Source organism: Jeotgalibacillus proteolyticus (assembly GCF_002926065.1).
Taxonomy (GTDB): domain Bacteria; phylum Bacillota; class Bacilli; order Bacillales; family Jeotgalibacillaceae; genus Jeotgalibacillus; species Jeotgalibacillus proteolyticus.
Genome location: NZ_PREZ01000005.1, coordinates 183,925 through 207,545 on the forward strand (window position 1 = coordinate 183,925; position 23,621 = coordinate 207,545).

Below are 23,621 nucleotides of genomic sequence, written 5' to 3' on the forward strand. Positions count from 1 at the left end.
TTATCAGCTTCTTTTTCCTGCAATAAAACATGTAGACGGACCTGCTGATTGATCAAGGTTTGCAGAAAAAGGAGGGTCGCTTTCCGGAAGACCCTGCTGCGCACACAGATTCTTCCACTCCTGCCTGATGCCATTTGAGCCAACCGGCCAGAGAATAGCGGTTTGATCGTCTTTAAATGTATCAATTGCAGTTTGGAGCGGCGCTATGCGTTCAGGATACATAAGTACTTCCATGCCTACGAGCGGCTCTCCGATAAGTGTCCACTTAAGGCTGTCCTCAGGCTTTATTGAAAACTCACGCACCCGCTCCCCCATGACCGTTACAGCAATGGCTGACTGGCTCAGCACAATATTCGACTCTGTGCTCCCGGTGATAGTGATGGAAGAAAGCCCTAGCTCCCTCACTCCATTTTGTATTCCTTCAACTAATGAATTCCAGGCATTGTTCCCGCAAAAATTATGAAGCAAAACAGCTTTAGGCAAGGCTCCTGCTGACAGGCAATCTAAAACTGCAGAGCGAAACGAAAAGTAAGAAACGACGTGATAAGGCGTTTTAATCTCATCGTATTCTTTTTCCCCGATAGCACCGCTATTATCTGTTGCCATGATCCATTCGGCCGGACCGGCCTGAAGCGTTAGGGCATTACGCCCTGTACTAACTTTTTTCACTGGTCTTCTTTAGGAGCACGTTTGCCTGTACGAAATACCTTTGCACTCCGGATGTATTCAACGTCTGCTATTCCATCCCTTGCGTTCACTGCTCTGGCACAGGCAAATAAATAATCCGACAGGCGGTTTAAATATGCTTGAGGAAGCGATGGGAGATCCGGATCGAGCTTTGAAAGAGAAACGACCTGCCGCTCCGCTCTTCTTGTAACCGTTCTTGCAATATGAAGAGTCGCTGAGGCACTTGATCCTCCTGGCAGAACAAAACGTTCCAGTTCTGGAGCTTCGTCCATCAATTGGTCGATGCGCAGTTCAAGCTGCTCCACGGCTTTTGCTTCAAGCTTCCATTCCCGTCTTGAGGAAACATTTGCAAGGTCTCCTCCTGCATCAAACAGCTCATGCTGAATCGATTCAAGGTCCTCTAAAATATCCGCAAATTTATCAGGATTAAGCTCTGTTACTGCTTTTCCTACAAAGCTGTTTGCTTCATCAATGGTCCCGTAAGCCTCAACACGAACATCATCCTTATCAACCCGTCCGCCAATCAGGCTTGTTTGACCCTTATCTCCTGTTCTTGTGTAGATTTTCATCTTACTCATCCTCCCTTTATTTAAGCTCTTGGGCTATTCCATACCAAATCCTTGTCACGTGTTCTGCTTTTTTGGCTGTATGCTGATGGCACCAGCCGAGAAGATCCCGCGCTTTTCTTTCTGCCCGATCCATCGGAACGATCCCTTTTGATTGGTCGGTTCCAATAATAAAGAGGCTCCGATCTTTATCCTGCTGCTCCCACTCAAGGAGGTTCTTCAATTCATTTTCCCATAATTGGAGCAGCGTTTCTTCACCTTTTCCTTTATCGCATTCATCCAAAATCCAGCATTCAAGGTCACTTTTTACGATCACTTTAAACGATGACAGCGGCTCATTTCCCAAAGGTTTATTCAGCATGAGAATTTGGTTTTCTGTTAGCTGTTTTTTTACCCATTCTCTTTTTCCATTATAGGCACCGCCGATAACGAAGTGCATCTTTCTCCCCTCCTGAATGCTTCAGCATCCTGCCAATAAAGAGTGATGCCCTGCCCGTGAAGCGGCTTCCATTCCCAAAATGGCTTTTCAGCAGGTGCAAGCAGGGTTAAAAGCTGTCTGATCGGACCTCCGTGAGAAACGATCGCAATTTTTTTTACGCCATCCTGAAAGCACCACTCCCGGATCATTTCCCAGGACTCCTGAATGCGGGTTGAAAATTCTTCAAAGGATTCTCCGTTTTCAGGGCGCATGTTCTCAGGGTCTTCAAGCCAGGTGGCAAAATCCTTCCTTTTGGACAGCTCATCTGCTTTTTTCCCTTCCCAATCACCAAAATGTATTTCTCTTAATCCCTTATGGTAGATCTTTTTCTCTTCAGGGAATAAATAATCAGCTGATTGCACGCATCGCTTTAAATCACTTGAAATCACCCGCTCAGCTTCAGGTCTGTTAGCTTTTGTTTTCATTAAAAGGTCGATTCCTTCTTCTGCAACCGGAACGTCTGTCCATCCTATATAAATTTTCTCCTGGTTTTCCCGGGTCACCCCATGGCGATAGAGAGATAACACCACACTAGTATGAGACTCCATCCTTCTCCTCCTTCCAGACCTGCACCAAGTAAATCACCGTTCATGCCGCCAAATTCCTTTTCTGCAAATCGTTTAAATCCAATATAAAATACTATCCAGCCAGAAAGTAAGACGAAAAGCAGCTGCCAATCAACCGGCATCATCAGAGGAGTCAGCAGCAGCAAAATAACTGTCACTACAGCTGGAAAATAAATCACGTTCCCACTAAGTAAATTTCTCATGTAATAGGCGATTCCCTCTTTTTTTGCTAAAGGAGCCTTGATTAAATAAAGCATCATCATCAGTCTCGATAGGATGGGGATCCAGATCAGCCAGACGCCAGGCAGCCCAAAACGCCAACTAATATCTGCCAGCAGTACACCTTTAATCCCAAGAAGTACAATAAGGGACAGCACACCAAGGGCCCCTGTCCTCGGATCCTTTAATACCGTATGGCGTTTTTTATGATCTCCATACGAGAAAAAAGCATCACTTGCATCCGTCCAGCCGTCTAAATGAAGACCCCCTGTCCACACGATAAAGCCCAGCCAAATCACAAGTGCAAGGATAAAAGGTGTGGGTGAAAAAAGAAGTTCAATTCCATGAACTGCTGCCAGTATTGATGAGCCGATCACAAGCCCGGCAACAGGCAGGCTTCCTGTCATCCAAAACATTGTGCGGCTGTTCATTTTGATTTCCTTCTTTATAGGCAGCACGGTGAAAAACTGAAAAGCCAGCATTAGACCGTGAATACTATCCTTGAAGATATTTTTTTTCATAGACCCATTATTCCCCGTATTTTCTCCCAGTCAAGATGAGGTTTAAGACTGGCGGCAAGCTCATCATACACATTACGTTTTAGGCGAGCTTCGATTGTTTCTTCCTTGCCGAGTGAATTTTTAATCCGGTTTATGAGAAAATGCCTGGCAGCGGGCTCACGAAAAATATCATGCAGATACGTTCCAAAGACCCGTTTGGAATCCGACCAGTACCCTTCTGTCTGACCGTCATCCAGCATTAAAAAAGGATGAGCATCTTCCTGCTTCCCAATTTGTGTTACGCCAAGATGGATCTCAAAGCCTTCAGCACGCACTGGAGAATGACAATCCTGCGCATAAAAAAAGCCGGATTGTCTCGTAACCGTTTTTCTTTCTTTCATCACTGTAGAAGAAGGAATAAAGCCAAAGCCATTTTCAGAAATTCCTCTTATTCCTGAGTCGATGCCATGAGGATCCTCTATTCCATCACCAAGCAGCTGAAGTCCTCCACAAATCCCCATGATCCAGACTCCTTCCTTCTGCAGGTGACGCAGATGTTTCTCCCACCCATGTTGCTTAAGTTCACGAAGGCTGTTAATCGTACTTTTTGTTCCCGGAAGAATGATGAGATCAGGTGTTGCGGTCAACTCCTCCGGACGCCTTACCCACTTGAGGGAAATGCCCGGCTCATGAACCAACGCTTCAATATCTGTAAAATTAGATACATACGGAAGCTCGATGACAGCAACCTGAAGTGAGCTCTTTTTATCCTCAGAAATTGGAGAAGAAACCGCCCTGACTCCCAGTGAATCCTCCTGTTCAATGCCATGATTTTCAACATGAGGCAGTACGCCAAGGACCGGCAGCGACGTATGTTCTTCTATCCATTTAACCCCGTCTTCAAAAAGCGCCTCCTTTTTCAATATCGGCGATTAGAATTACCGGTACATCTGCCATTTTAGCGATCGTCATATTCACAAGCTCCCGTTTTTGAAGATTCATTTCCACGGGGCTGCCTGCTCCTTCAATGATCACTGCTTCGAATTCTTTTGAAAGGGCTGCAAGTGATTCTTCTATTGCCGCTCTTCCTTTTTCATAAAATTCGTGGCGGTAGGCCATGCCGTCAAGTGAAGCGATTCTTTCTCCGAATAAAACGACCTCAGAAGCACGGTCATTTTGCGGCTTTAATAAAATTGGGTTCATCTGAACGCTCGGTTCGATTCCCGCCGCCTCTGCCTGCACTCCCTGCGCTCTTCCCATTTCCCGTCCGTCCTTTGTTACATAGGAATTATTGGACATGTTTTGCGATTTAAACGGAGTCGTTTTGATGCCATCCTGAAAAAGCAGTCGGCAAAAAAGAGTGGCAACCAGGCTTTTACCGACATCTGAAGACGTGCCCTGAAGCATGACTCCTTTCACATCCCCCACTCCCCTTTTCGAACGATCGGAATTCCAGCTTCCATTTCAACCGCAGTGTCAGCCATCCCCACAAGAGTCTGGTGGAGCTCTCCAATCGCTTTTTGATAAGCTGCGGTTGCTTTATTTTTTGAAACAGGCTCGCTTAAAACCTCATTTGAAACGATGATCAGCGCGGTCAGGTGATCCCTTGCCCAGTCAATAAAGGAGATGAGCTCGCGTGTGAGGCGGGAAGTCGCTTCATTTGCGTCTCCTCCTGAAAAAATGCCGCTCTCCATCCATTCATTAGCAAGCCAGGTGGTCAGGCAGTCCCAGAGAACGACATCCCCCTCCTCAAAGCCTGAAACAGACTCCATAATTTGAACCGGCTGCTCGATCGTGATCCATTGCTCACTGCTGCGGTCAAGCTGATGTCGGCTGATCCGATTCTTCATTTCCTGATCAAATGCAACGCCTGATGCCAAATAGACCATCCGCTGATTTTCCTTTTTAGCAAGTCTGATCGATTGCTCTTCGCTCCAGCTTGTCTTACCGCTTCTTACTCCGCCAATTACAATAAGAATGCATTCCTTTGCCATTCCTTCACCGCCTGCATTAATCGGTCGTTTTGTTTTTTCGTTTTAATACCTGCCCGCAAAAATCGTCCTTCAATACCCCGATAATTTTCTGTGTGGCGCAAAACCAGGCCCTTTTTTAGCAAATACTCAAAAAGCTCCGATGTGTCGCTGGGGTCAGGCGGCTGAAGCAAATAATAATTTGCCTGACTTGCGGAGGTTTTAAAGCCAAGCTCTTTATAAAAAGAAAAGAGCCTTGTTCTTTCAGTATGTATAAACTGTCTTGTCTCCTCTTGAAACTTCCTGTCGCTAATGCAAAGCTCTCCTGCTTCTAAAGCAAGGGCGTTTACGTTCCAATGAGGGAGCCAGCGCTTCATCTGTTCAACGCGTTCTTTACTGCCAAGTAGATACCCTAACCTGAGTCCTGCTATAGAGAACATCTTGGTCATCGAGCGAAAGATCAAGAGACCTCTGTTTCCCGTCCAACCGCTCATTGAACGCTCTTCTCCAACCATATCAATAAACGCTTCGTCCAGTAAAATCATTCCCCCGGCTGTCTCTGCCTGGCAGATCCATTTTTCCAGGGAAGCTCTTGAATACGGTAGTCCGGTCGGATTGACCGGGTTACAAACAAAGAGGGCATGTCCCTGTGCAAGAAAGCTCATCAGCTCCTCATCATCGGGTTCCCAGCCGTTTTCTTCTTGCGTGTAAAAATGGTGAATCCCGCAGTCATTTGCTTTTAACACACGCTCGTATTCACTGAAGGCCGGATGAATAATCCCAACTTTCTTTCCCTGAAAAAGTCTTGCAGCTGCCATCATTAGTTCTGCAGTACCATTTCCCAAAAGAACCTGATGCCGGGAGACGTGATGAAAGAGGGCTATTTCTTTTCTTAGCCTTAGACCTTCAGGATCTGGATAGGAAAAGATGGACGAAAACCAGCCGTCCCAACTTTTCCTTAATGCCTCAGGGGGTCCAAGTGGATTAGTATTTTCACTAAAATCAATAATCTCATTTGGACGCTCAAGATTCATCGATTCATACAAGGCACGCGGATTAGCTCCATGCGGCGGTAATGCCATAAATGATTCCTCCTCCTATCCAAAAAAGCACGATAAAAAGCAGTACAGTGCGGTTCATGATCGATAATGTCTGGTCGATGTGCAGCTTATTTACCTTCAGCCTCCCATGTCCGATTTTAGGACGAAAAGAAGGAACACCCTTGTATGTATTTCGCCCGCCCAGCTGAATGGATAATAGCAGCGCAACAGCTGCTTCTCCCCATCCGCTGTTTGGGCTTGGGTGCTTTTTGCTTTCAGAAGGAAGCATTCGAATAAGCGTCATTCTTTTGGCAGCTGCTTCCGGTTTCCTCGTAAAAAGCATGAGCAGGCCGGTGATTCTGCTTGGAACCCAGTTTACGAAGTCATCCATTTTAGCTGAGGCAAATCCATAGTATTCAAATCGTTCATTTCGGTAGCCTACCATTGAATCACATGTATTGATGGCCTTATAAAGCCAAATTCCAGGAGCGCCCAGTATAATGGCCCAAAATAAAGGAGCCGTAATGCCGTCACTCGTATTCTCCGCGATCGTTTCAACGGTGCCTCTTGTAATCTCTGCTTCATCAAGGTCTTCTGTATCACGGCCGACAATCCACGAAAGCTTCATTCGCGCATCAATCAGATTTCCTTTTTCTAAAGGGATTAACACCTCTCTTGCCGCCTCCTGAAGACTTTTTTTCGCAAGAGCACTTGTCATGAAAAGAACCTCCAGCGAAAAACCTGCCGCCCAGTGAAGAGAATAGCCTGCCCACATGATTCCAAAGGCTATAAGCCCAACTGCACACAGAATTATTAAGAGGTGAAGCACTCCCATCGCTTTCCTATTCGATCCTTTATTAAAGCGCTTTTCCAAAAATAAACTAAAGGCCCCAATCCACCTGACTGGATGAGGCCAATGCGGCGGATCGCCAATCAGCCGGTCCAGTAAAAGCGCTATAGTTGCGGCTAAAAGATGAGTAAGCACCTTAGTATTTTTTCTTTCGTTCTAAATAAATTTTGATTGCTTCAGTTGTACAATCAAATACACCCTTGCCAATCAGCTTGCCAAGCGGGGTAATCGGTCCTGCGTACTGAACTTCAGAACCTGACTGAACCGCCGCAACAAGGAGGCTGTCTGTTGACGTTCCGGTTGCCAGTGTATTCGTATCAGGATCTTTAATTTCAGCATGCTGCAGCGCTTTGACCTTCGCTTCCGTTCCAGTCATGATGGCCTGAATAAACGCTTCATCGGAAAGCTTTCCATTAACAAAAATCCAGATATTAATTGTTCCTATGGCAGCTTCCTTGTTCCGTTCATGAGCAAGTGACACATCCACAGCATTACCTACCCCTGCTGTTACCGCAATAACAGCTGAGAGCTCACCATCATAAAGCTCCTTGATGACTACATCCTCCACTTTCACAGCTGTCATCATTCCGACTGAATCTGCTACGTTCCAGCCATAGCGCTCTGCGTAGTCGCTCATGTCGCGGTAGCTGTCCTCGCACTCATAATCCATTGGCACGTGGCGGTTTATAAAATAACGGTACCAGCCAAGCCCCGCGCCAATTACGGCAGAAGACAGTGTTTTCAGCGGCTGAGGAGCAGTAAGTAAAATATGATCAGAGGTAATTTGAAACAGTTCCTTAGTAATCCCTTTCTGCTCTTGTTGACGGTAGTCAGGCAAAATCGTTACCTGGGGCTTTGGGAGCTCCGGATGCGCCTGTGTGTGAACCGATGCTCGATAAACACGTTCTACTGTTTCTTTTTTAAGCACATCACCAGGCGCCGCCAGGCTTACCATTTGCCCCTCATGCAGTAATAAAAGTCTGTCACAGTAAAGGGAAGCTGCATTTAAATCATGAAAAATCGAAACAACGGTCAATTCATGGGTTCTTGTCCATTCCTTCAATAAGTCGAGCAGCTGTTTTTGGTAGGAAAGATCCAAATGATTAGTCGGTTCATCGAGCAGCAAAAGCTTTGGTTCCTGTGCCAGAGCCTGTGCCAGAAATACCCGCTGCCGCTCTCCTCCTGATAGCTCCTGAATTGACTGATTTTCATACACAAGGACACCTGTCTGCTTCATAGCAGCTGTCACTGCCGCTTCATCCTTTTCGGTCCAGGGAGCAAACATCCCTTTTTGATGAGGGTACCTTCCCATTGATACGGTTTCCCGTACAGTGTAGTCAAAGGCATGGCTGTGCAGCTGAGGCAGTACGGCAATTTCTTTTGCCAGCTGCTTGGCTGAATAACTTTTCAGGCTCTTTTCCTTAAAGGAAATAAAACCTTCTGATAATGGAATCAGCCCGCTGATCATTTTCATCAGCGTGGTTTTCCCGCTGCCGTTTGGACCAAGAATGCCAAGGATCTCCTGCTTTTGAACTTCAAAGGATACTCCATTAACTACTGTATTGTCACCGTACCCGCCGCTTGCATTTTCTACCTTCAGCATGGCTACCCTCTACTTTCCTGTCGTTTTTTAATCAGAATTAACCCAAATACCGGCGCCCCGATCAACGCTGTAATGACTCCGATCGGCAGCTCTGTTGGAGAAATGATGGTTCTCGCCACTAAATCACAAACAATTAAAAGACTGGCACCATTTAAAATAGATAATGGCAGCACATGGCGATGATCCGCCCCCCACGCCATTCTGACCATATGCGGAACAACAAGTCCGACAAAGCCAATTGTTCCGGATACAGCTACAGCTGCGCCTGTCAGAAGTGAGCCAGAGGCAAGGACAACATATTTTCTCAGCTGAACATTCACACCTAAATGCTGTGCACGCTCTTCGCCAAACGCCATCGCATTCAGCTCCCGGGCATTCCACATGAGCAAAAGTGCACCAATGATAAAAAACGGAGCAATGAGTTTAATATAATCCCAGCCGCGCATCGATACACTGCCGAGCAGCCAGTTAATAATCTGGCGAAGCTCTTCACCGGTTAACGCAATCATAAGCGACAGGATAGATCCCAAAAATGAACTGAAAATAATTCCGGTAAGAATAATCGTCTCCATTTTCATCGAACGCTCAACAAAGCGTGCGAAGGTTAAAACAATAATCAATGTGATGAGCGCTGCCAATATGCTGATCACTGGCAGTGTAAAGCTTCCCAGTCCCGGAATCGTCAAGCCAAAAAAGATGGTCGTTACGGCCCCTACAGACGCACCGGAGGAAACACCTAATGTATAAGGATCTGCTAAAGGGTTTTTCAACAGCCCCTGAAAGGAAGCACCCGCAATCGCCAACGACGCTCCTACTAAAGCCGCAAGCACTACCCGGGGAAAACGGATATCAATTACAATTGTTCTTAACATTCCATCCATTTCCCCGTTCGTGCCAAAAAGAGTGCCCCAAAAAATGTGGAGCATCTCCTTGAACGGCACCTGCACCGATCCTAGTGTAATGGCGAGTGTAAATGAGACAGCCAATAGGATCAGTGAAAGTGAATAGCCAAGCCAGACCTTACTCGCTGAAAATGTCCGGGTAGATAGCTTCAGCAAGCTCTTGTGTTCCTTCTACTAATCTCGGGCCAGAACGATTAACCGGATCTGAGGATACAACATGGACTTCTTCGTTTTGAACAGCCGCTACTTCACTAAAGCCGCCATGACCCATCCATTGTGCGATTGGATCCTCTACAAATTCTCCGTACGTCAGTACAACCGCTTCAGGATTACGGCTGACAATTTCCTCTTCAGACAGAAGGAAGAACCCTTCCTGATCCCCTGCTACATTATCGGCCTGGATCAGATCAAGCATTTCCTGCATAAAGGTATTGCTTCCTGCCACATAAATTTCCGGAAGACCAGACACATCAACCAATACATCTTTACGGTCCTCTTCCTCAATCGCAGCTGCTTTTTGCTCTATTTCAGCAAAGCCTTCCTGCATATCCGCTACGACTTCTTCAGCTTCACCTGTTTTCCCGGTAATTTGACCGATCATTTCAATCGTATCGTAAACCTGTTCGAATGATACCGCATTTTCAATGACAACTACTGTAATACCGGCATCTCTGATTTGCTGGAGACCATCCTCCTGCATTGCATTTGAATCATGTGCAAGCACAACATCAGGCTGAAGAGAAATAATTTTCTCCACATTAAACTCCAGTCCGCCGATTTTTTCTTTATCGTTTACTTCCTCTGGATAATTATCATAATCAGACACTCCAACAATTTCTTCATTAAGTCCGAGTGCATAGGCTATTTCCGTGTTGCTCGGAATCATTGAAACAATCTGCTCCGGCTGTTCTTCAATTGTGATATCTTCACCTGTCGCATCCCTTACTGTGACAGGAAACTCACCGTCTGAAGCGATTTCCTCACCCTGATTTGGATCGTTCGTTTCTGTACCCTCTTCTGTTGCAGGCTCCGTGTCACTGCATGCTCCCAGCAGCATTAATACGGCCAATAAGCTACTCATCCACTTCCAGCTTTTCATTTCCTTTTCCTCCTAAACTGAATATCTTTCAACCTAAAGCAGCCGGGGACCGGGAAGCATACTCTGTCCCGGTCTATGTAAATTCGGGGGGAACTTAAACGGCTGCCTGCCGCTTTTTAACTGCGGCTAGAAAATAAAAAAACATCTCACCAATAGGAGATGCTGGGCTGCAAAACGAATCGAAAATCATAAGCAATGGCTTATGAACGAAGTCTGCAACACCGGCCTATCCTCGTAGGCATGTAAAGGTGCGGGAATGCAGGCAGGTTTCCTGGCTTAATGGTTTTCGCATGCTCCCCCTTCCCATAGCTCAGCGCTACAGTGGTACTGGCAATCTGCTTTCCATTTTACAGTGGCGGGACCGCGCTGGAATTTCACCAGCTTCCCTTTTAACTCTTTTTTTATAAAGAGCACCTGCATCCGTCCATATTAAAATGTTTTTCCATTCTCATTATAACGAAAGTTCGACAAATACGCACGAAAATAAAAAAGGAGGCTGAGACAAATATGTGTCTCAACCTCCTTCAGCCGGTTGACTGCGCTTCAGGGGGACGCTTTCCGCGGGGCGGGGCTAGAACTAACTTGCTTCGCAAGTGGATCTCAAGTACCCGCTTCTTCCCGCTGGAGTCGCCACCTTCCGCTCCGTTCACCTCATGTTTCTAAAATCATCGTTATGTCGCAGGCCTTCTTAAACCCGGTTCTCTTCATGTATCTCACTATGGCAAATTAACGATATATTATGCTTTAATTTTAAGCGGGCGCAGCGATGCTTCGATTTCTTTGCGGCGCGGCTCAAGGAATGGCGGAAGGGCAAGCGATTCACCAAGGTGATCCATATCCTCATCCGTTGCAAACCCAGGCTGGTCTGTTGCAAGCTCAAACAAAATGCCGTTTGCTTCTCTGAAGTAGATGGAGCGGAAATAGAAACGGTCTACTTCACCTGATGTCTGCAGCCCAAAGCTTCTCAGTCTGTCATCCCATTTATCATAGTCCTCGTAGGTTGGAATACGGAATGCAACATGGTGCACACTTCCTCTACCCGGACGTTCAGGCGGAAGGTCAGGACGCTCCTCAATATGAACCTCAGCTCCTGTACCGCCTTCTGCTACTGACATCACTTGAATAGCCGGGAAGTCTCCAGCGTTTGACGGATATTCTCCAACCTTTTTAAATCCAAGTACTTTCTCAAGCACCTCAATTGTACGGTCAGCATAACGCACAGTTAGTGTTACGGGGCCAAGCCCAACAATTGCATGTTCTTCGGGGATCCCTGCTCCTGTCCAAGGTACACCAGGTGCTACGCCTTGTTCCCCGTTGTCAGCTACAAGCATCAAACGTGAGCCTTCATTGTCTTCGAAATAAAGTGTGTCACGATTTGCGCGTTTTTGGATGTCTTCATGCTTTACTTGGAGCTCTTCAAAGCGTTTTTTCCAGTATTTCAATGAATCGGTTGTCGGCACGCGGAAAGCAGTATTTGAAATACTTGAAACTCCCGGGTATGTGCGGCCGGCCATCGGGATATCAAAGTACGTCATATCCGTCCCTGCACTACCTACAGCATCTGCATAAAATAGGTGATATGATGACGTGCTATCCTGATTAACTGTTTTTTTAACTAAACGCATACCAAGTACACGTGTGAAGAAATCAAAATTTTCCTCTGCCTGTCCTGTAATTGCTGATACATGATGAATTCCTGTTACATTCATTTCATTCACTCCCTTAAAAATTATCTTGAATTCGAGATATTTGATTTCATTATAGATTACTTTTATAGGAAATGCAACTGCTTTACTCCCGAAAAAATGCTGCACTCCCTTTCAGGTATGCAGCAAGGCTGTTATTCAATACCGTTAAAGACGGTTTCTTTAGTTTTTTCTCCTTTTTTATTTAGATAAGATACGTTCAGAGACTCAGTTTCCAGAATTTCTTCGGAAGGGTTAAAAAGCAGCCAGTAGAAAGCACCGTCTTTGGTCGAGATCATTTCTGTTTTTTGGTCGTCCACTTGCACTTGAGAAACGGTTTTGTCAATTTTACCAAGGAGGGTTTTCTGATCTCCCCCGTCATCGATGACCATCATGGAGGAGTCTATATCTTCTGCCGAGAAGGTGGTTTTCCAGCCAAACAGCCCTTCTCTTAGTGTGACAAGCTTGTCTCCGGTCACGGCTACAGCGAGTGTGCGGTCTTTGTTATAGATGAGGCTGTAGGCGGTTTGCTCAGGGAATTCAAGGGACAGCGCTTCAGCCGGAGTTTTAAAGGAGGTTGCTCTTGTTTCGATTACGGCATTGAGTGCGTAAAAGATGGCAAAGAAAATAACGATTCGGATGATCATGGCTCTGCGTTTGGTTAACATTGGTTTTCCCCCTGTCAGGATTGTATTTAGTAGCTAGGATAGCCATGAAGGGGATAAAAATATCAGGGAGGATGGTTTTTAGTAAAATTATTTTGGAGTGTTAGGAATTAATGTCTTTAAATGGGACGTGTTGATTTACGCTGCAGGGGCATGCTTTCCGCGGGGAGGGGCCTGAGCTAACTTGCTAACGCAAGTGGATCTCAGGCTCCCTCTTCATCCCGCAGGAGTCAGCCCCTTCCGCTGCAATCAACTTCTGGAGAATTTATTTGGTTCTTCGAAGTTAGTGGGTTATGAGTTAATGCCTCTTATTTTAGCGTGATGATTTTCTCAATCAATAATGCAGAAACCTTTTTGAAGTAAATAGTTCTTAATGAAACATGTTGATTTCCGTTTCAGGGGGACGCTTTCCGCAGGGCGGGGCTTGAGCTAACTTGCTTCGCAAGTGGATCTCAAGCTCCCGCTTCTTCCTGCAGGAGTCGCCCCCTTCCACTTCAATCAACTCCTGGGGAATTTATTTGTTTCTTCGAAGTTAGTGGGTTATGAGTTAATGCCTCTTATTTTAGCGTGATGATTTTTTCAATTAATTACGCAGACAAACTATTTTGAAGTGAATACCTCTTAATGGGACGTGTTGATTTACGCTGCAGGGGCATGCTTTCCGCGGGGAGGGGCCTGAGCTAACTTGCTAACGCAAGCGGATCTCAGGCTCCCGCTTCTTCCCGCAGGAGTCAGCCCCTTCCGCTGCAATCAACTTCTGGGGAATTTATTTGTTTCTTCGAAGTTAGTGGGTTATGAGTTGAGTTACAGCCTGTCAATTCAATTAATCAGGAGAGTTAAGAATAAGTACTAAAAAAGTTAATTACATTTTCTTGTTTCTCTTGTCCAATATAGAAATACATTCATTAATTTTGGAAATAAGTCCGTCCATTACCCGCTCATTTTTTCTAGGCTTCATTCTTTGGGTCTTTATAAGCTTCGTCATACTGGCGACTCACCTCCTTGACTATCATTGTAGTCCAAGGCAAGTGTTTTTAGACGAAAAAAAACAGAGAGCATTTTACCTCTGTTTTTCTGTAGTCATTCATTTATCGATTATAGCTTTTTCTTAAAGCTTCGTCTGCACCTTCCCGCAGGCGTGCAATTTCAACTGATTGTGATAGGTTGTCATATTGTTTCACTTTTATTGCCAGGGGTTTCACCCAAGGCTGTTCGGAACTTTCCTGCTTTCGGAAATGAGTACGAGCATGCTTAGTTCCCGCCCGAGTTGACTTTGGTTTAGGTTTGGAACGACCCATATCACTGCTTGTCATATTACTCATCAGAGAACCCTCCTTGGATCTATCTATCTTAATTATAGCATCATCAAGTCTGCTTGTCCTATTTCTGTCTTCCTAGGTAAATCAATGTTGTTCCATGTATGAACTAAGGACGAGAAAATCAAAGACATAGATAAGATTTGCAATATTTGAGGCATCAATTAAGGTTACCTCGGAATCTTCTGAGTGCAGAGTTAAAACAAATTGATGGTACAGGCCGTAGTAAGGGATCGCAAGCAGCTTTTTATTAATGATGGAAAAGTTACTATTCCGATCTATTGACTCTGCAGCAAAGCTTTCCTGATCAAAATTTTCATTTTTCTCCCACCTGATCGCATGACGCTGACTGATCATATCTACTACTTCCTCCAGGTTGATAACGGTTTCCTCATCCTCTCCCTGAAAGCGGTCAATATGCAATTCAAAAAAAGCCAGTTTATGCTCATAAACTTTAGTATATTCACTAAGAAATTGAGCTAATTCTTTTTTGTAGGTCTCAAATCCTAATTCTTTTCCGAAGTCATTTGACTGAAAGTAATTAAATGATTTAGACACAAGGGTTGAAAAGCTTTCTATTTTCTTTTCAATCTTAATCGCCTCGTCCTCTAGATCTTTAAGAGATTCTCTTAGGTGATCATCGTATTGAAATTCCGCATTCCAGAATTTAAGGATATTTGGGTTTTGAAAGATTGCCAGGTCAACGAATAAGATAATAGCTGCTAATTGTAAAACCAGCTGCCAGTTTTCAATATCCACCACTGAGAAGATATAGCCTAAAAAGAGCAAGTAAATAAACAGCACATACCAAAACCTTCTGATTCGTCCTAAATTATTGTAATAGCCTCTGCTATTGTAAAAATAGTACAAAGCAATCGCGATTACGTAAATTCCTAATACAACGAAGAAGATACCCATAAAAGGAATGGCTGTCCAATAGTAAAGCAAATTGATAACCAGCGTAGTCACAAAAAAACAAGTTACTATCAGCATGAATGCATGTTTAGCAATTAATTTAACTAGCCCTTCTTTCTCCATACCTTCCCTCCCAGCATTTCTACAATACTAATACTTCCATTTTACCATTAAAATCCTTTTATAATAACTTTTGATAACAAATATTCAATGTAAATGAATTCCTTACCGAATTTACTTTTTATTTATAATGGAATAAAATTGAAACTTTTTAAAATTTTAATCGTATTACCAATTAAGGAAGACCATTTTACACTAGAGGAGGAGATTTTGATGATGTTAAGTGGTTATAATTCTGCGACAAGAATAATGCATCTTTCTCTTTTGCTTCTTTTTAGTTTAATGGCAGCAGGCTGCTCCGGGACCGGAACAGCGAATAATGAAGCCAACGAAGAATTGGATAAGAGTGTTGAAGCGATTGAGGCAGTTATTGAAAAAGAGTTTAATGCTCCAGATGAGGAGTACCGGGCATTGAGTGAAGAGGCAATGATGTCCGTAATGGAAGCTGAGGATGAGGAAGAGTATGCTGAGCTGAGGGAAACACCTGTTTACCAGGAGTATGTAAACTATATGGAGGATACTTACGCACCCTACTTTAATGAAAATGGCTATGACGCTTTTATCAACACTGGTTTTGCTTTCTCGTATAGTACGATCGAGGGTGACTTTTCGCTAAGTCCTTCTGATATCAAAATTGAGCAGAGCAGCGATAGCAGTCCTGCTTTGTATAGCTTCTCTTTCATTGTGAATGCTGAAGGTGAAGAGGGAGTAACTGGTGAATACCAGTTTGAAGGGAAGGCAAATGTTCCTGAGGAAGGCAAGATTGGCACGATTGAGTTTAGGGATAAGGATGGCCTTCAGGAAAAATTGAAATCTGCTTACTAAAATAATAAAAGGGATTGAGACAAATGGGTGTCTCAATCCCTTTTATCCGGTTCACTGCGCTTCAGGCGGACGCTTTCCGCGGGGCGGGGCTTGAGCTAACTTGCTAACGCAAGTGGATCTCAAGCTCCCGCTTCATCCCGCAGGAGTCGCCACCTTCCGCTCCGTTCACCTCACGTTTCTTAAACGAGTAAACATGAAGTATATACTTCTTCACTTATCGTTATGACCCAAGCTTTAAGTTTAATCCAATGCCTGTTCTAAATCAGCAAGAAGATCTTCAATGTCTTCGATGCCGACTGAAATACGTACGAGTCCATCTGTAATGCCAAGTTCTGCACGTCTTTCTGCCGGAATAGAGGCGTGTGTCATGCGAGCTGGGATTGAAATCAGGCTTTCCACTGCGCCAAGGCTTTCTGCAAGTGTGAAGTAACGTACCTTTTTCAGTACTTCATCTGCTTTTTCAGCGCTTCCAACGTCAAAGGAAATCATTCCGCCAAAGCCGCGTGACTGTTTCTTTGCCGTTTCATGTCCCGGGTGTGAAACAAGACCAGGATAATGAATCGTTGAAACGCCATCGTGCTTTTCAAGGAAGGCAACGATTTCTTTTGCATTCACTTCATGCTCTTCCATACGGATGCCAAGTGTTTTAAGCCCTCTGATTAACAGCCATGAATCCTGCGGTCCAAGAATGCCTCCTACTGAATTTTGCACAAAGTGTACGCGCTCAGCAAGCTCTGTTGAATTAACCACGACAAGTCCTGCTACAACGTCACTGTGGCCTCCAATATATTTTGTTGCGCTGTGAACCACAATGTCTGCGCCGTGATCAAGCGGAGTCTGCCAGTAAGGAGTTGTAAAGGTATTGTCGACAATCGTCAGCAGCCCGAATTCTTTTGCTACTGCTGAAACTGCGCCAATGTCCGTTACTTTCAGCAGTGGGTTTGTCGGTGTTTCAATAAATACTGCTTTTGTATTTTCCTGAACAGCAGCACGGACATTTTCAGGATTGCTTGTGTCAACAAAGGTTGACGTTATGCCAAGCTGATCCATTACCTTCGTCATTACCCGGAAGGAGCCTCCGTAGACATCATCTGTCATGATGATGTGAGAGCCTGAGCCAAACATTAACATGACTGAAGAAATTGCTGCCATTCCTGAGCCAAATGCAAACCCGGCTACTCCGTTTTCAAGATCTCTAATAAGCTCTTCAAGCGCATGGCGGGTCGGGTTGCCTGTGCGTGAATATTCATAGCCCTTGCGCAGCTCGCCGACAGCGTCCTGCTTATAGGTGCTGACCTGATAGATTGGTGTTGATACGGCGCCTGTTGCTTCATCGCCGAAGATGCCGCCGTGGATCAGTTTCGTTTTTGGTTTCATTCTATTTTCCACCTTCATATATATTCTGACTTAGGTAGCGTTCACTGCTATCTGCAAATACGGTTACAATATGCGCTCCCGGTGAAGATGCTTCTGCTTCCTTCATCGCTGCATGAAACGCTGCACCTGAGGAGCTTCCTACAAGAAGCCCTTCTTTTGCAGCAAGCTCCTTCACCCATTTAAAAGCATCCGTATCCAAAACGGTATGAATAGCATCGAAATAGCTTCGGTCCATGTAGTCCGGTAAAAATTCCATACCGATCCCTTCTGTTTTATGCGGGCCGGATTCGCCTCCGTTAATGGTTGAACCCTCGGGCTCTACGATAACAGTTTTGATGGCGTTATTTTGATCCTTTAAATAACGTGAAGTTCCCATAAAGGTTCCGCCTGTTCCTGCCCCTGCGACAAATACATCCACTTTGCCGTCCATGTCCCGCCAGATTTCCGGACCGATTGTTTTATAATAGGTCATTGGATTAGCAGGATTGCCAAATTGTGCAGGCGAAAAAGAGCCTTCAGTTTCCTTTACAAGCTCTTCTGCCTTTGCTATTGCCCCCTTCATGCCAAGGGCAGTCGGTGTGTTCACCACCGTTGCCCCCAGTGCACGCATCAGGGTTTGTTTTTCAACGCTGAACTTCTCAGGAACAACGAATTGCACTTTAAACCCCCGTCCAACAGCTGCCAGGGCAAGACCAATCCCTGTATTGCCGGCTGTTGGCTCAATAATGGTACCGCCAGGCTGCAGCTTTCCGCTTTTGATTGCATCTTCGATCAATTCCAATCCCAGCCGGTCTTTCACGCTGCCGCCCGGATTAAAAAATTCCAGTTTAGCAAAAATGCGTGCTCCATTTGGAATGGGAATCGAGGAAATTTCCACGATTGGCGTATTGCCAATCAATGCCTGTACGTTTTTTGCTACGTTCATTTATGCTTCCACACCAAAAACATCTTTCCACTCGTCACGCTTAGCCAGCATGTCGCGAGCAATTTCTTTTGCCCCTTCAAGGCTGTGGTTAGCTGCCCATCCGCACTGAACCTCGTTGCAGGCAGGCACTTCTGTCGCTTCTAACACATCATTTAACGTTTTTTCCAAAACATCAAGCACTTCGTCATAATTATCATGGTTAATCACAGATAGATAAAATCCTGTTTGACAGCCCATTGGTCCAATGTCGATTACATTCGTCATATGGTTGCGGATGTTTTCAGCCATTAGATGCTCAATGGAATGAAGACCATCCATTTTCATATGTTCTTTATTTGGCTGTTTAAAGCGCACGTCGTACTTATGAATTTCATCTCCGTTGTGGCCTGAGGTAACACCTACAAGTCTTACATAAGGAGCTGCTACTTTTGTATGGTCAAGGTTAAAGCTTTCTACATTCATTTTCTTTGTCATGCGTATTCTCCCCTTTGTAGAAATTTAGTACGTTATCTTTATCTTACTGGTTCATTTATTAAGTGTACAGAGATAGGGTTTTTGTTTTTCAACAGCTTCGATTATGACTGCTTTTTTGCGTGAATCAGCCACACATAATCATTTAGCTGCGAAAACGATACAGCAAACCCTGCTTCCCTAAAAATGGCTTTCATTTTCGGAAGGGTTGTATAATATTCACGCTTCAGATCTTCCAGAAGATGAATAAACCCCTGCTTTTCAACCTTCTTCCATTGAGCCAGACGCGCTTCGTCACTGCTGAACATCGTATCGGCAAAGACTACCTGCCCATCCGGTGCTAATACTTTTGCATAATGCCGAGCAGCTTCGCTTTTTTCTTCATCGGTTAAATGATGAAAGGCATAGGTGCTGACCACTGTATCAATGGGCTCCTCTGGCAAAGGAAAGCTTGTAAAGTCGCCATCTTCAATATTCACTTCCGGAAAACGCTCCTGCGTTCTTCCTCTCATTGCTGCATTTGGCTCAATGCCTAAAACAGATAATCCATTTGCTAAGAGTTTTTCTGTCAGGTTGCCTGTGCCTACGCCAAACTCGACTGTAAAGCCTTTCGCTTCATCGGCAACCTTTTGTAATATATCATCGTAGCCGGCAAATACTTCGCGGTATTCCTCATCTTTGCCGCTTACGGAATCATCGTAGCTGTCAATCCACTCATCAAAAATATCTACAAATTCACGACCCACTATAGGCACGCTCCATTCAAATTAAAGTATTCTTACCAATATACTCGGGATAAGAAGGGTCGGTGCTTATTTTAGCAAAAAAAACAGACCCTGTCACTCTTTTTGCAAGGGTCTGTCGTACTCAATATTTGCCAGTTAGTAAACCTTTGGAGGATGGCATGCCATTACGGTCAGGAAGCTGCACCATTCCTTTTTTGCCTGCTCCCATTCAATTGGATACTGGCCCCATTCCCAGGACGGCTCAAAGCAGCCGTCACTTGTCAGCTGTTCTGCCAGATAGTGGGCGTTTTCTTCCACAACTTCTTCAAGCTCGGGATAAAAAGGTGAGTCGGTTTGCTGAATTAATGAAATCGGCTGAAGCCCGTAGCTAGACCATTCTTCTTTAGAGAGCGCGAAAATATCATGAAGGCTTTGTTCCATTTTTGAAAGGATTCTTGTTTTGATTTCCTCTTGATCAGTCAGCTGAGCTAAACGATAATAGCACTGGACTTCATGCATATCCCATTCATCCTGTATTTCGTCAAAGCGCTGCATGACGAGAGCTTCAGTCTTTTCAATAAGATCAGCGGGTACTGCTTCCCTGTAGTATTGAAAATAACCAAGAATTTCAGCAGCCGGATTTCCAGGCGTTTTTTCAAATCCGGTTTCACCTGTTTCCTCATTCACATTCCACCATGGCGCTCTTGGAACATGGTTAATGGTTACCGGGACGATTGGCCATCTTTGGTGGGTTTCATCGAAATGCTTGATTAAATAGCTAAGAGCCCGCTGAATCATTGGATGGTCTTCTTTAATTGGCAGCTGTGTCAGGTATTGCAGGGCAACGGTTGTGTTTAGTACAGAGGAGTCAATTAGTCTGCTATCAGGTTCAAGGGCATGACCAAATCCTCCGTCTTGGTTTTGGTAGAGTTCGAGGCAGCGGACGACTTCTTCGTAAGATGCTTCTCCCTGGCGAAAGAGGTGAAAGGCGCGATCTACGGGTCTTGCTTCGCGCTGAATGAATAGGTTGATGGCGATGATCTGATTTTTTGACAGGTGTTTTGATAAGATGTTCATTGTTATCCCTCCCTTTTAAGTAGTTCGCTTGAGAAGGGGGAAATCCTTTTTTAATTGGGTGGAATGAGTATTTTACTTCGATTCAAGCTTGGGTTACTTCTTCGAAATTAGGATGTGATGAGTGAATACCTTTTAATTTTGCGTGTTGATTTCCGCTGCAGGGGCATGCTTTCCGCGGGACGGGGCTTGAGCTAACTTGCTGCTACAAGTGGATCTCAAGCTCCCGCTTCTTCCCGCAGGAGTCAGCCCCTTCCACTCCAATCAACCTCTGAGGAATTTATTTATTCCTTTAAAAGTAGAGTGTTAAGTGTAAATTCCTATTAACAGCGCGTGTTGATTTACACTGCAGGGGAACGCTTTCCGGGGAGCGGGGCTGAGCTAATTGGCTTCGCCAATGGATCTCAGCCTCCCCGCTTCTTTCCCCTCGGAGTCGTCCCCTTCCGTTTCAATCAACTTCTGAGGAATTTATTTATTCCTTTAAAAGTAGTGTGTTGAGTGTAAATCCCTATTAACAACGCGTGTTGATTTCCGCTTCAGGGGCATGCTTTCCGCGGGGAGGGGCTTGAGCTAACTTGCTAGCGCAAGTGGATCTCAAGCTCCCTCTTCTTCCCGCAGGAGTCAGCCTCTTCCGCTCCAATCAACCTCTGAGGAATTTATTTATTCCTTTAAAAGTAGAGTGTTAAGTGTAAATTCCTATTAACCAGCGCGTGTTGATTTCCACTTATCTCTTTGATCAAAATAATAAATATTTCATAAAAAAATCAGCAATGAATCCCCTGTAAGGATTCATTGCTGATGTGAATTACATTTTCTCCGGTGCTTCTACGCCGATTAGTTTTAGTGCGTTTTCGAGTGTTTGGCGGACGGAGCGGATTAGCTGGAGGCGGGCCAGTGTGCGTTCCGGTTCTTCTGTGTCCAGTACTTTGTTTGCATTGTAAAAGCTGTGGAAGGCTGCAGCTGTTTCGTTAATATAGGTTGCTACTCTGTGAGGCGTGCGCAGTTGTGCGGAGTCGCTCACGAGCTGCGGGAAGTCGCCCAGCTTTTTCAGAAGATCAATTTCTTTTTCGGTGCCGATCAGGGAAAGGTCCGCTTCTGCTGAGAGATCAATGCCCTGTTCCTCTGCCTGACGCAGGATGCTGCAAATACGGGCGTGGGCGTATTGTGCGTAATAGACAGGATTTTCGTTTGATTGGGACACGGCCAAATCAAGGTCAAAGTCCATATGGGAGTCGCCGCTTCGCATGGCAAAGAAGTAACGTACCGCATCAAGGCCAACTTCATCGACAAGCTCACGCATCGTTACTGCTTTACCGGTACGCTTGCTCATTTTCATTTTTTCGCCGTCCTTGTAAAGCTGAACCATTTGGATAACGGCTACTTCAAGATCGTCCCGGTTATAGCCCAAAGCCTCAACCGCTGCTTTCATACGTGGGATGTAGCCGTGGTGGTCTGCTCCCCAAATATTGATTACTTTATTAAAGCCGCGCTCAAATTTATCACGGTGATAAGCAAGGTCCGGTGTCAGATACGTATAAGAGCCGTCATTTTTAATCAGCACACGGTCTTTATCGTCCCCGAGCTCTGTTGAACGGAACCAGGTTGCGCCGTCTTCTTCGTATACATGACCGCGCTCTTTTAATACGTTAAGCGCCTCTTCAATTTTACCGCTTTTGTATAATGACGTTTCTGAGAACCAGATATGGAATGGTACGCGGAAGGCTTCAAGGTCATCCTGAAGCTTTTTCAACTCGAATTTCAAACCGTATTCACGGAAAAAGTCGTAGCGTTCTTCATCAGTGGCATTAATATACTGATCGCCGAATTCCTCAGCGAGGGTATTGGCGATGCCAATAATATCAGCACCGTGGTAGCCGTCTTCGGGCATTTCTTTATCTTGGCCTAGAGCCTGAAAGTACCGGGCTTCTACTGAAAGAGCGAGATTGTGAATCTGGTTTCCGGCATCATTTATATAATACTCGCGTGTCACTTCGTAGCCTGCCTTTGTTAATACATTACACAGGGAGTCGCCTACTGCTGCTCCGCGGGCATGTCCTAAGTGAAGATCGCCTGTCGGGTTAGCTGAGACAAACTCAACCTGCACCTTTTGGCCGGCTCCGACAGTCGTTTCTCCGTAAGTTGCTCCAGCTGACAGGATCGATGGAATCAGCTCCGTCAAATAGGCATTGTCCATATAGAAATTAATAAAGCCCGGCCCTGCAATATCGATTTTTTCGATAGAAGCCTTTGTTGCATCAAAGTTTTCTACAATTCCTTCAGCTATTGCACGGGGTGCTTTTTTAGCGATTCTAGCAAGCTGCATAGCCATATTGGTAGAAAAATCACCGTTTACCTTGTCCTTTGGCGTTTCAAGTACTACCTCCGGAATCTGGTCTTCTGAGGCAAGACCGGCTTTTACGACCGCGGCTTTAATTTCCTTTTTCACGTTTTCCTGTACATTCATCACAATTGTCATCGTGGTGTTACCTCCTTATAATCAATCGTCATTGTATAGTTTCCAACCGGACTCCCGGCCATTTCGAGGTTATAGTTTACATAAAAGCGTCCAGGCTTTTCCTGAGGGATTCTGTGGGTATATTTCTTTGTTTCGGTAATGAGCGAAAGAGTGCCATATTCACTGTCATAGGAGCTCATCATACTCTCCCCGTCCCGAAATGCCAGCCTCATTTTCAACGCTCCGCTTCTGAGAATAACAGCCTGGTGCTCTTCCATTTTTATAATGGTGCGAACCGTTCCGGCCTCTTGCGTTTCTTCATATTTTAAATAATCTATATTATTTTTTGTAATCCATTCGCCAGTAGAAGTAAGTGTGAACTCTTCTTTTGTGCCGTCTGCCTGTGAAATGACGGTGTTTAATTGGATACTTACTGGAGTTGAGTTTTCCACTTTTTTCACTCCTTTAATCAAGCCTTATGTAGGGTAACGCTTCAGCGCTTTAAACTCTTTTTTTCTAACCTTTCCATTATAAGAATGTTTTATATGAAATGCAATCGGCTCAACACAAAAACTGCCGGATATGCAC

Annotated in this window: 26 protein-coding genes and 1 riboswitch; of the genes, 1 reads left to right on the plus strand and 25 read right to left on the minus strand. The window is 44.9% G+C overall.

The annotated features are described in order from the left end of the window. Positions 1–3 precede the first annotated feature (3 nt). From C4B60_RS14025 to C4B60_RS14100, 18 genes are all read right to left on the minus strand, one after another. Positions 4–669, minus strand: a complete 666-nt coding sequence (locus tag C4B60_RS14025; protein ID WP_104058651.1) for an ATP-binding protein — start codon at positions 667–669, stop codon at positions 4–6. Further along, positions 666–1,256: a cob(I)yrinic acid a,c-diamide adenosyltransferase gene (locus C4B60_RS14030; protein ID WP_104058652.1), complete on the minus strand. Its 591-nt coding sequence runs from the start codon at positions 1,254–1,256 to the stop codon at positions 666–668. Before C4B60_RS14030 ends, C4B60_RS14025 begins: the two co-directional genes overlap by 4 nt. Before the next feature lie 16 nt (positions 1,257–1,272). Beyond that, positions 1,273–1,692, minus strand: coding sequence for a bifunctional adenosylcobinamide kinase/adenosylcobinamide-phosphate guanylyltransferase (locus C4B60_RS14035; protein WP_104058653.1), 420 nt, complete (start codon positions 1,690–1,692; stop codon positions 1,273–1,275). Continuing rightward, positions 1,644–2,279: a histidine phosphatase family protein gene (locus C4B60_RS14040; protein WP_104058654.1), complete on the minus strand. Its 636-nt coding sequence runs from the start codon at positions 2,277–2,279 to the stop codon at positions 1,644–1,646. The genes C4B60_RS14035 and C4B60_RS14040 overlap by 49 nt, the downstream gene beginning before the upstream one ends. Then, positions 2,231–3,037 carry an adenosylcobinamide-GDP ribazoletransferase gene (locus C4B60_RS14045; protein WP_104058655.1) on the minus strand — a complete coding sequence of 269 codons (807 nt, stop codon included), beginning with the start codon at positions 3,035–3,037 and terminating at the stop codon, positions 2,231–2,233. Before C4B60_RS14045 ends, C4B60_RS14040 begins: the two co-directional genes overlap by 49 nt. Further along, positions 3,034–3,939: a cobyric acid synthase gene (locus tag C4B60_RS21715; protein WP_245153987.1), complete on the minus strand. Its 906-nt coding sequence runs from the start codon at positions 3,937–3,939 to the stop codon at positions 3,034–3,036. The genes C4B60_RS14045 and C4B60_RS21715 overlap by 4 nt, the downstream gene beginning before the upstream one ends. Next, positions 3,917–4,435 (minus strand): nucleotide-binding protein, encoded by a 519-nt coding sequence (locus C4B60_RS21720; protein WP_245153988.1) that lies wholly within the window; start codon positions 4,433–4,435, stop codon positions 3,917–3,919. The genes C4B60_RS21715 and C4B60_RS21720 overlap by 23 nt, the downstream gene beginning before the upstream one ends. After that, complete coding sequence (locus C4B60_RS14055) at positions 4,432–5,010, minus strand: bifunctional adenosylcobinamide kinase/adenosylcobinamide-phosphate guanylyltransferase (RefSeq protein ID WP_104058656.1); 579 nt, start codon at positions 5,008–5,010, stop codon at positions 4,432–4,434. Before C4B60_RS14055 ends, C4B60_RS21720 begins: the two co-directional genes overlap by 4 nt. Continuing rightward, positions 4,983–6,068, minus strand: coding sequence for a threonine-phosphate decarboxylase CobD (cobD, locus tag C4B60_RS14060; protein ID WP_104058657.1), 1,086 nt, complete (start codon positions 6,066–6,068; stop codon positions 4,983–4,985). The genes C4B60_RS14055 and cobD overlap by 28 nt, the downstream gene beginning before the upstream one ends. Continuing rightward, entirely contained in the window at positions 6,043–7,011 is a 969-nt protein-coding gene (cbiB, locus tag C4B60_RS14065; RefSeq protein WP_104058658.1) for an adenosylcobinamide-phosphate synthase CbiB, read from the minus strand. The genes cobD and cbiB overlap by 26 nt, the downstream gene beginning before the upstream one ends. Before the next feature lies 1 nt (position 7,012). Then, on the minus strand, positions 7,013–8,479 hold the full coding sequence (locus tag C4B60_RS14070; RefSeq protein WP_104058659.1) for an adenosylcobinamide amidohydrolase: 1,467 nt from the start codon (positions 8,477–8,479) through the stop codon (positions 7,013–7,015). A 2-nt stretch (positions 8,480–8,481) separates the two neighbouring features. Beyond that, the gene (locus C4B60_RS14075) at positions 8,482–9,537 is read right to left on the minus strand and encodes a FecCD family ABC transporter permease (protein ID WP_104058660.1); all 1,056 of its coding nucleotides are present in this window, start codon (positions 9,535–9,537) and stop codon (positions 8,482–8,484) included. Then, the gene (locus C4B60_RS14080) at positions 9,500–10,480 is read right to left on the minus strand and encodes an ABC transporter substrate-binding protein (RefSeq protein ID WP_104058661.1); all 981 of its coding nucleotides are present in this window, start codon (positions 10,478–10,480) and stop codon (positions 9,500–9,502) included. The genes C4B60_RS14075 and C4B60_RS14080 overlap by 38 nt, the downstream gene beginning before the upstream one ends. 244 nt (positions 10,481–10,724) lie before the next feature. Then, positions 10,725–10,913, minus strand: a riboswitch (cobalamin riboswitch). A 304-nt stretch (positions 10,914–11,217) separates the two neighbouring features. Continuing rightward, positions 11,218–12,189 carry a ring-cleaving dioxygenase gene (locus tag C4B60_RS14085; RefSeq protein WP_104058938.1) on the minus strand — a complete coding sequence of 324 codons (972 nt, stop codon included), beginning with the start codon at positions 12,187–12,189 and terminating at the stop codon, positions 11,218–11,220. 131 nt (positions 12,190–12,320) lie between these two features. Then, entirely contained in the window at positions 12,321–12,833 is a 513-nt protein-coding gene (locus C4B60_RS14090) for a hypothetical protein (protein ID WP_104058662.1), read from the minus strand. A gap of 859 nt (positions 12,834–13,692) precedes the next feature. Beyond that, positions 13,693–13,815, minus strand: a complete 123-nt coding sequence (locus tag C4B60_RS21860) for a hypothetical protein (RefSeq protein ID WP_280632273.1) — start codon at positions 13,813–13,815, stop codon at positions 13,693–13,695. Positions 13,816–13,918: 103 nt separating this feature from the next. Next, positions 13,919–14,152 (minus strand): hypothetical protein, encoded by a 234-nt coding sequence (locus C4B60_RS14095; protein WP_104058663.1) that lies wholly within the window; start codon positions 14,150–14,152, stop codon positions 13,919–13,921. Positions 14,153–14,233: 81 nt separating this feature from the next. Next, positions 14,234–15,184, minus strand: a complete 951-nt coding sequence (locus C4B60_RS14100) for a type II toxin-antitoxin system SpoIISA family toxin (RefSeq protein WP_104058664.1) — start codon at positions 15,182–15,184, stop codon at positions 14,234–14,236. 210 nt (positions 15,185–15,394) lie between these two features. Between C4B60_RS14100 and C4B60_RS14105 the strand changes: the two genes are divergently transcribed. Beyond that, positions 15,395–16,006: a hypothetical protein gene (locus tag C4B60_RS14105; RefSeq protein WP_104058665.1), complete on the plus strand. Its 612-nt coding sequence runs from the start codon at positions 15,395–15,397 to the stop codon at positions 16,004–16,006. A 240-nt stretch (positions 16,007–16,246) separates the two neighbouring features. Here C4B60_RS14105 and C4B60_RS14110 read toward each other — a convergent pair whose 3' ends face one another. The 7 genes from C4B60_RS14110 to C4B60_RS14140 all read right to left on the minus strand — a co-directional run bounded on the left by C4B60_RS14110 (position 16,247) and on the right by C4B60_RS14140 (position 23,485). Beyond that, a complete protein-coding gene (locus tag C4B60_RS14110; protein ID WP_104058666.1) occupies positions 16,247–17,383 on the minus strand; it encodes a bifunctional cystathionine gamma-lyase/homocysteine desulfhydrase in 1,137 nt (378 codons plus the stop codon). A 1-nt stretch (position 17,384) separates the two neighbouring features. Further along, complete coding sequence (locus C4B60_RS14115; RefSeq protein ID WP_104058667.1) at positions 17,385–18,308, minus strand: PLP-dependent cysteine synthase family protein; 924 nt, start codon at positions 18,306–18,308, stop codon at positions 17,385–17,387. Further along, a complete protein-coding gene (locus C4B60_RS14120) occupies positions 18,309–18,782 on the minus strand; it encodes an S-ribosylhomocysteine lyase (protein ID WP_104058668.1) in 474 nt (157 codons plus the stop codon). 101 nt (positions 18,783–18,883) lie between these two features. After that, positions 18,884–19,525 carry a class I SAM-dependent methyltransferase gene (locus tag C4B60_RS14125; protein ID WP_104058669.1) on the minus strand — a complete coding sequence of 214 codons (642 nt, stop codon included), beginning with the start codon at positions 19,523–19,525 and terminating at the stop codon, positions 18,884–18,886. Between the two features lie 135 nt (positions 19,526–19,660). Continuing rightward, on the minus strand, positions 19,661–20,581 hold the full coding sequence (locus tag C4B60_RS14130) for a hypothetical protein (RefSeq protein ID WP_104058670.1): 921 nt from the start codon (positions 20,579–20,581) through the stop codon (positions 19,661–19,663). Positions 20,582–21,383: 802 nt separating this feature from the next. Beyond that, positions 21,384–23,054, minus strand: a complete 1,671-nt coding sequence (gene argS, locus C4B60_RS14135; RefSeq protein WP_104058671.1) for an arginine--tRNA ligase — start codon at positions 23,052–23,054, stop codon at positions 21,384–21,386. Beyond that, positions 23,051–23,485 carry a YwiB family protein gene (locus tag C4B60_RS14140; RefSeq protein ID WP_167578674.1) on the minus strand — a complete coding sequence of 145 codons (435 nt, stop codon included), beginning with the start codon at positions 23,483–23,485 and terminating at the stop codon, positions 23,051–23,053. Before C4B60_RS14140 ends, argS begins: the two co-directional genes overlap by 4 nt. Positions 23,486–23,621: the final 136 nt, after the last annotated feature.

Excerpts from the sequence above, each read along its gene's own strand:
- C4B60_RS14030 (WP_104058652.1), bottom strand. The coding sequence starts at position 1,256 with ATGAAAATCTACACAAGAACAGGAGATAAGGGTCAAACAAGCCTGATT.
- C4B60_RS14035 (WP_104058653.1), bottom strand. The coding sequence starts at position 1,692 with ATGCACTTCGTTATCGGCGGTGCCTATAATGGAAAAAGAGAATGGGTA.
- C4B60_RS14040 (WP_104058654.1), bottom strand. The coding sequence starts at position 2,279 with ATGGAGTCTCATACTAGTGTGGTGTTATCTCTCTATCGCCATGGGGTG.
- C4B60_RS14045 (WP_104058655.1), bottom strand. The coding sequence starts at position 3,037 with ATGAAAAAAAATATCTTCAAGGATAGTATTCACGGTCTAATGCTGGCT.
- C4B60_RS14055 (WP_104058656.1), bottom strand. The coding sequence starts at position 5,010 with ATGGCAAAGGAATGCATTCTTATTGTAATTGGCGGAGTAAGAAGCGGT.
- cobD (WP_104058657.1), bottom strand. The coding sequence starts at position 6,068 with ATGGCATTACCGCCGCATGGAGCTAATCCGCGTGCCTTGTATGAATCG.
- C4B60_RS14070 (WP_104058659.1), bottom strand. The coding sequence starts at position 8,479 with ATGCTGAAGGTAGAAAATGCAAGCGGCGGGTACGGTGACAATACAGTA.
- C4B60_RS14080 (WP_104058661.1), bottom strand. The coding sequence starts at position 10,480 with ATGAAAAGCTGGAAGTGGATGAGTAGCTTATTGGCCGTATTAATGCTG.
- C4B60_RS14085 (WP_104058938.1), bottom strand. The coding sequence starts at position 12,189 with ATGAATGTAACAGGAATTCATCATGTATCAGCAATTACAGGACAGGCA.
- C4B60_RS14090 (WP_104058662.1), bottom strand. The coding sequence starts at position 12,833 with ATGTTAACCAAACGCAGAGCCATGATCATCCGAATCGTTATTTTCTTT.
- C4B60_RS21860 (WP_280632273.1), bottom strand. The coding sequence starts at position 13,815 with ATGACGAAGCTTATAAAGACCCAAAGAATGAAGCCTAGAAAAAATGAG.
- C4B60_RS14095 (WP_104058663.1), bottom strand. The coding sequence starts at position 14,152 with ATGAGTAATATGACAAGCAGTGATATGGGTCGTTCCAAACCTAAACCA.
- C4B60_RS14100 (WP_104058664.1), bottom strand. The coding sequence starts at position 15,184 with ATGGAGAAAGAAGGGCTAGTTAAATTAATTGCTAAACATGCATTCATG.
- C4B60_RS14105 (WP_104058665.1), top strand. The coding sequence starts at position 15,395 with ATGATGTTAAGTGGTTATAATTCTGCGACAAGAATAATGCATCTTTCT.
- C4B60_RS14110 (WP_104058666.1), bottom strand. The coding sequence starts at position 17,383 with ATGAAACCAAAAACGAAACTGATCCACGGCGGCATCTTCGGCGATGAA.
- C4B60_RS14115 (WP_104058667.1), bottom strand. The coding sequence starts at position 18,308 with ATGAACGTAGCAAAAAACGTACAGGCATTGATTGGCAATACGCCAATC.
- C4B60_RS14120 (WP_104058668.1), bottom strand. The coding sequence starts at position 18,782 with ATGACAAAGAAAATGAATGTAGAAAGCTTTAACCTTGACCATACAAAA.
- C4B60_RS14130 (WP_104058670.1), bottom strand. The coding sequence starts at position 20,581 with ATGAACATCTTATCAAAACACCTGTCAAAAAATCAGATCATCGCCATC.
- argS (WP_104058671.1), bottom strand. The coding sequence starts at position 23,054 with ATGACAATTGTGATGAATGTACAGGAAAACGTGAAAAAGGAAATTAAA.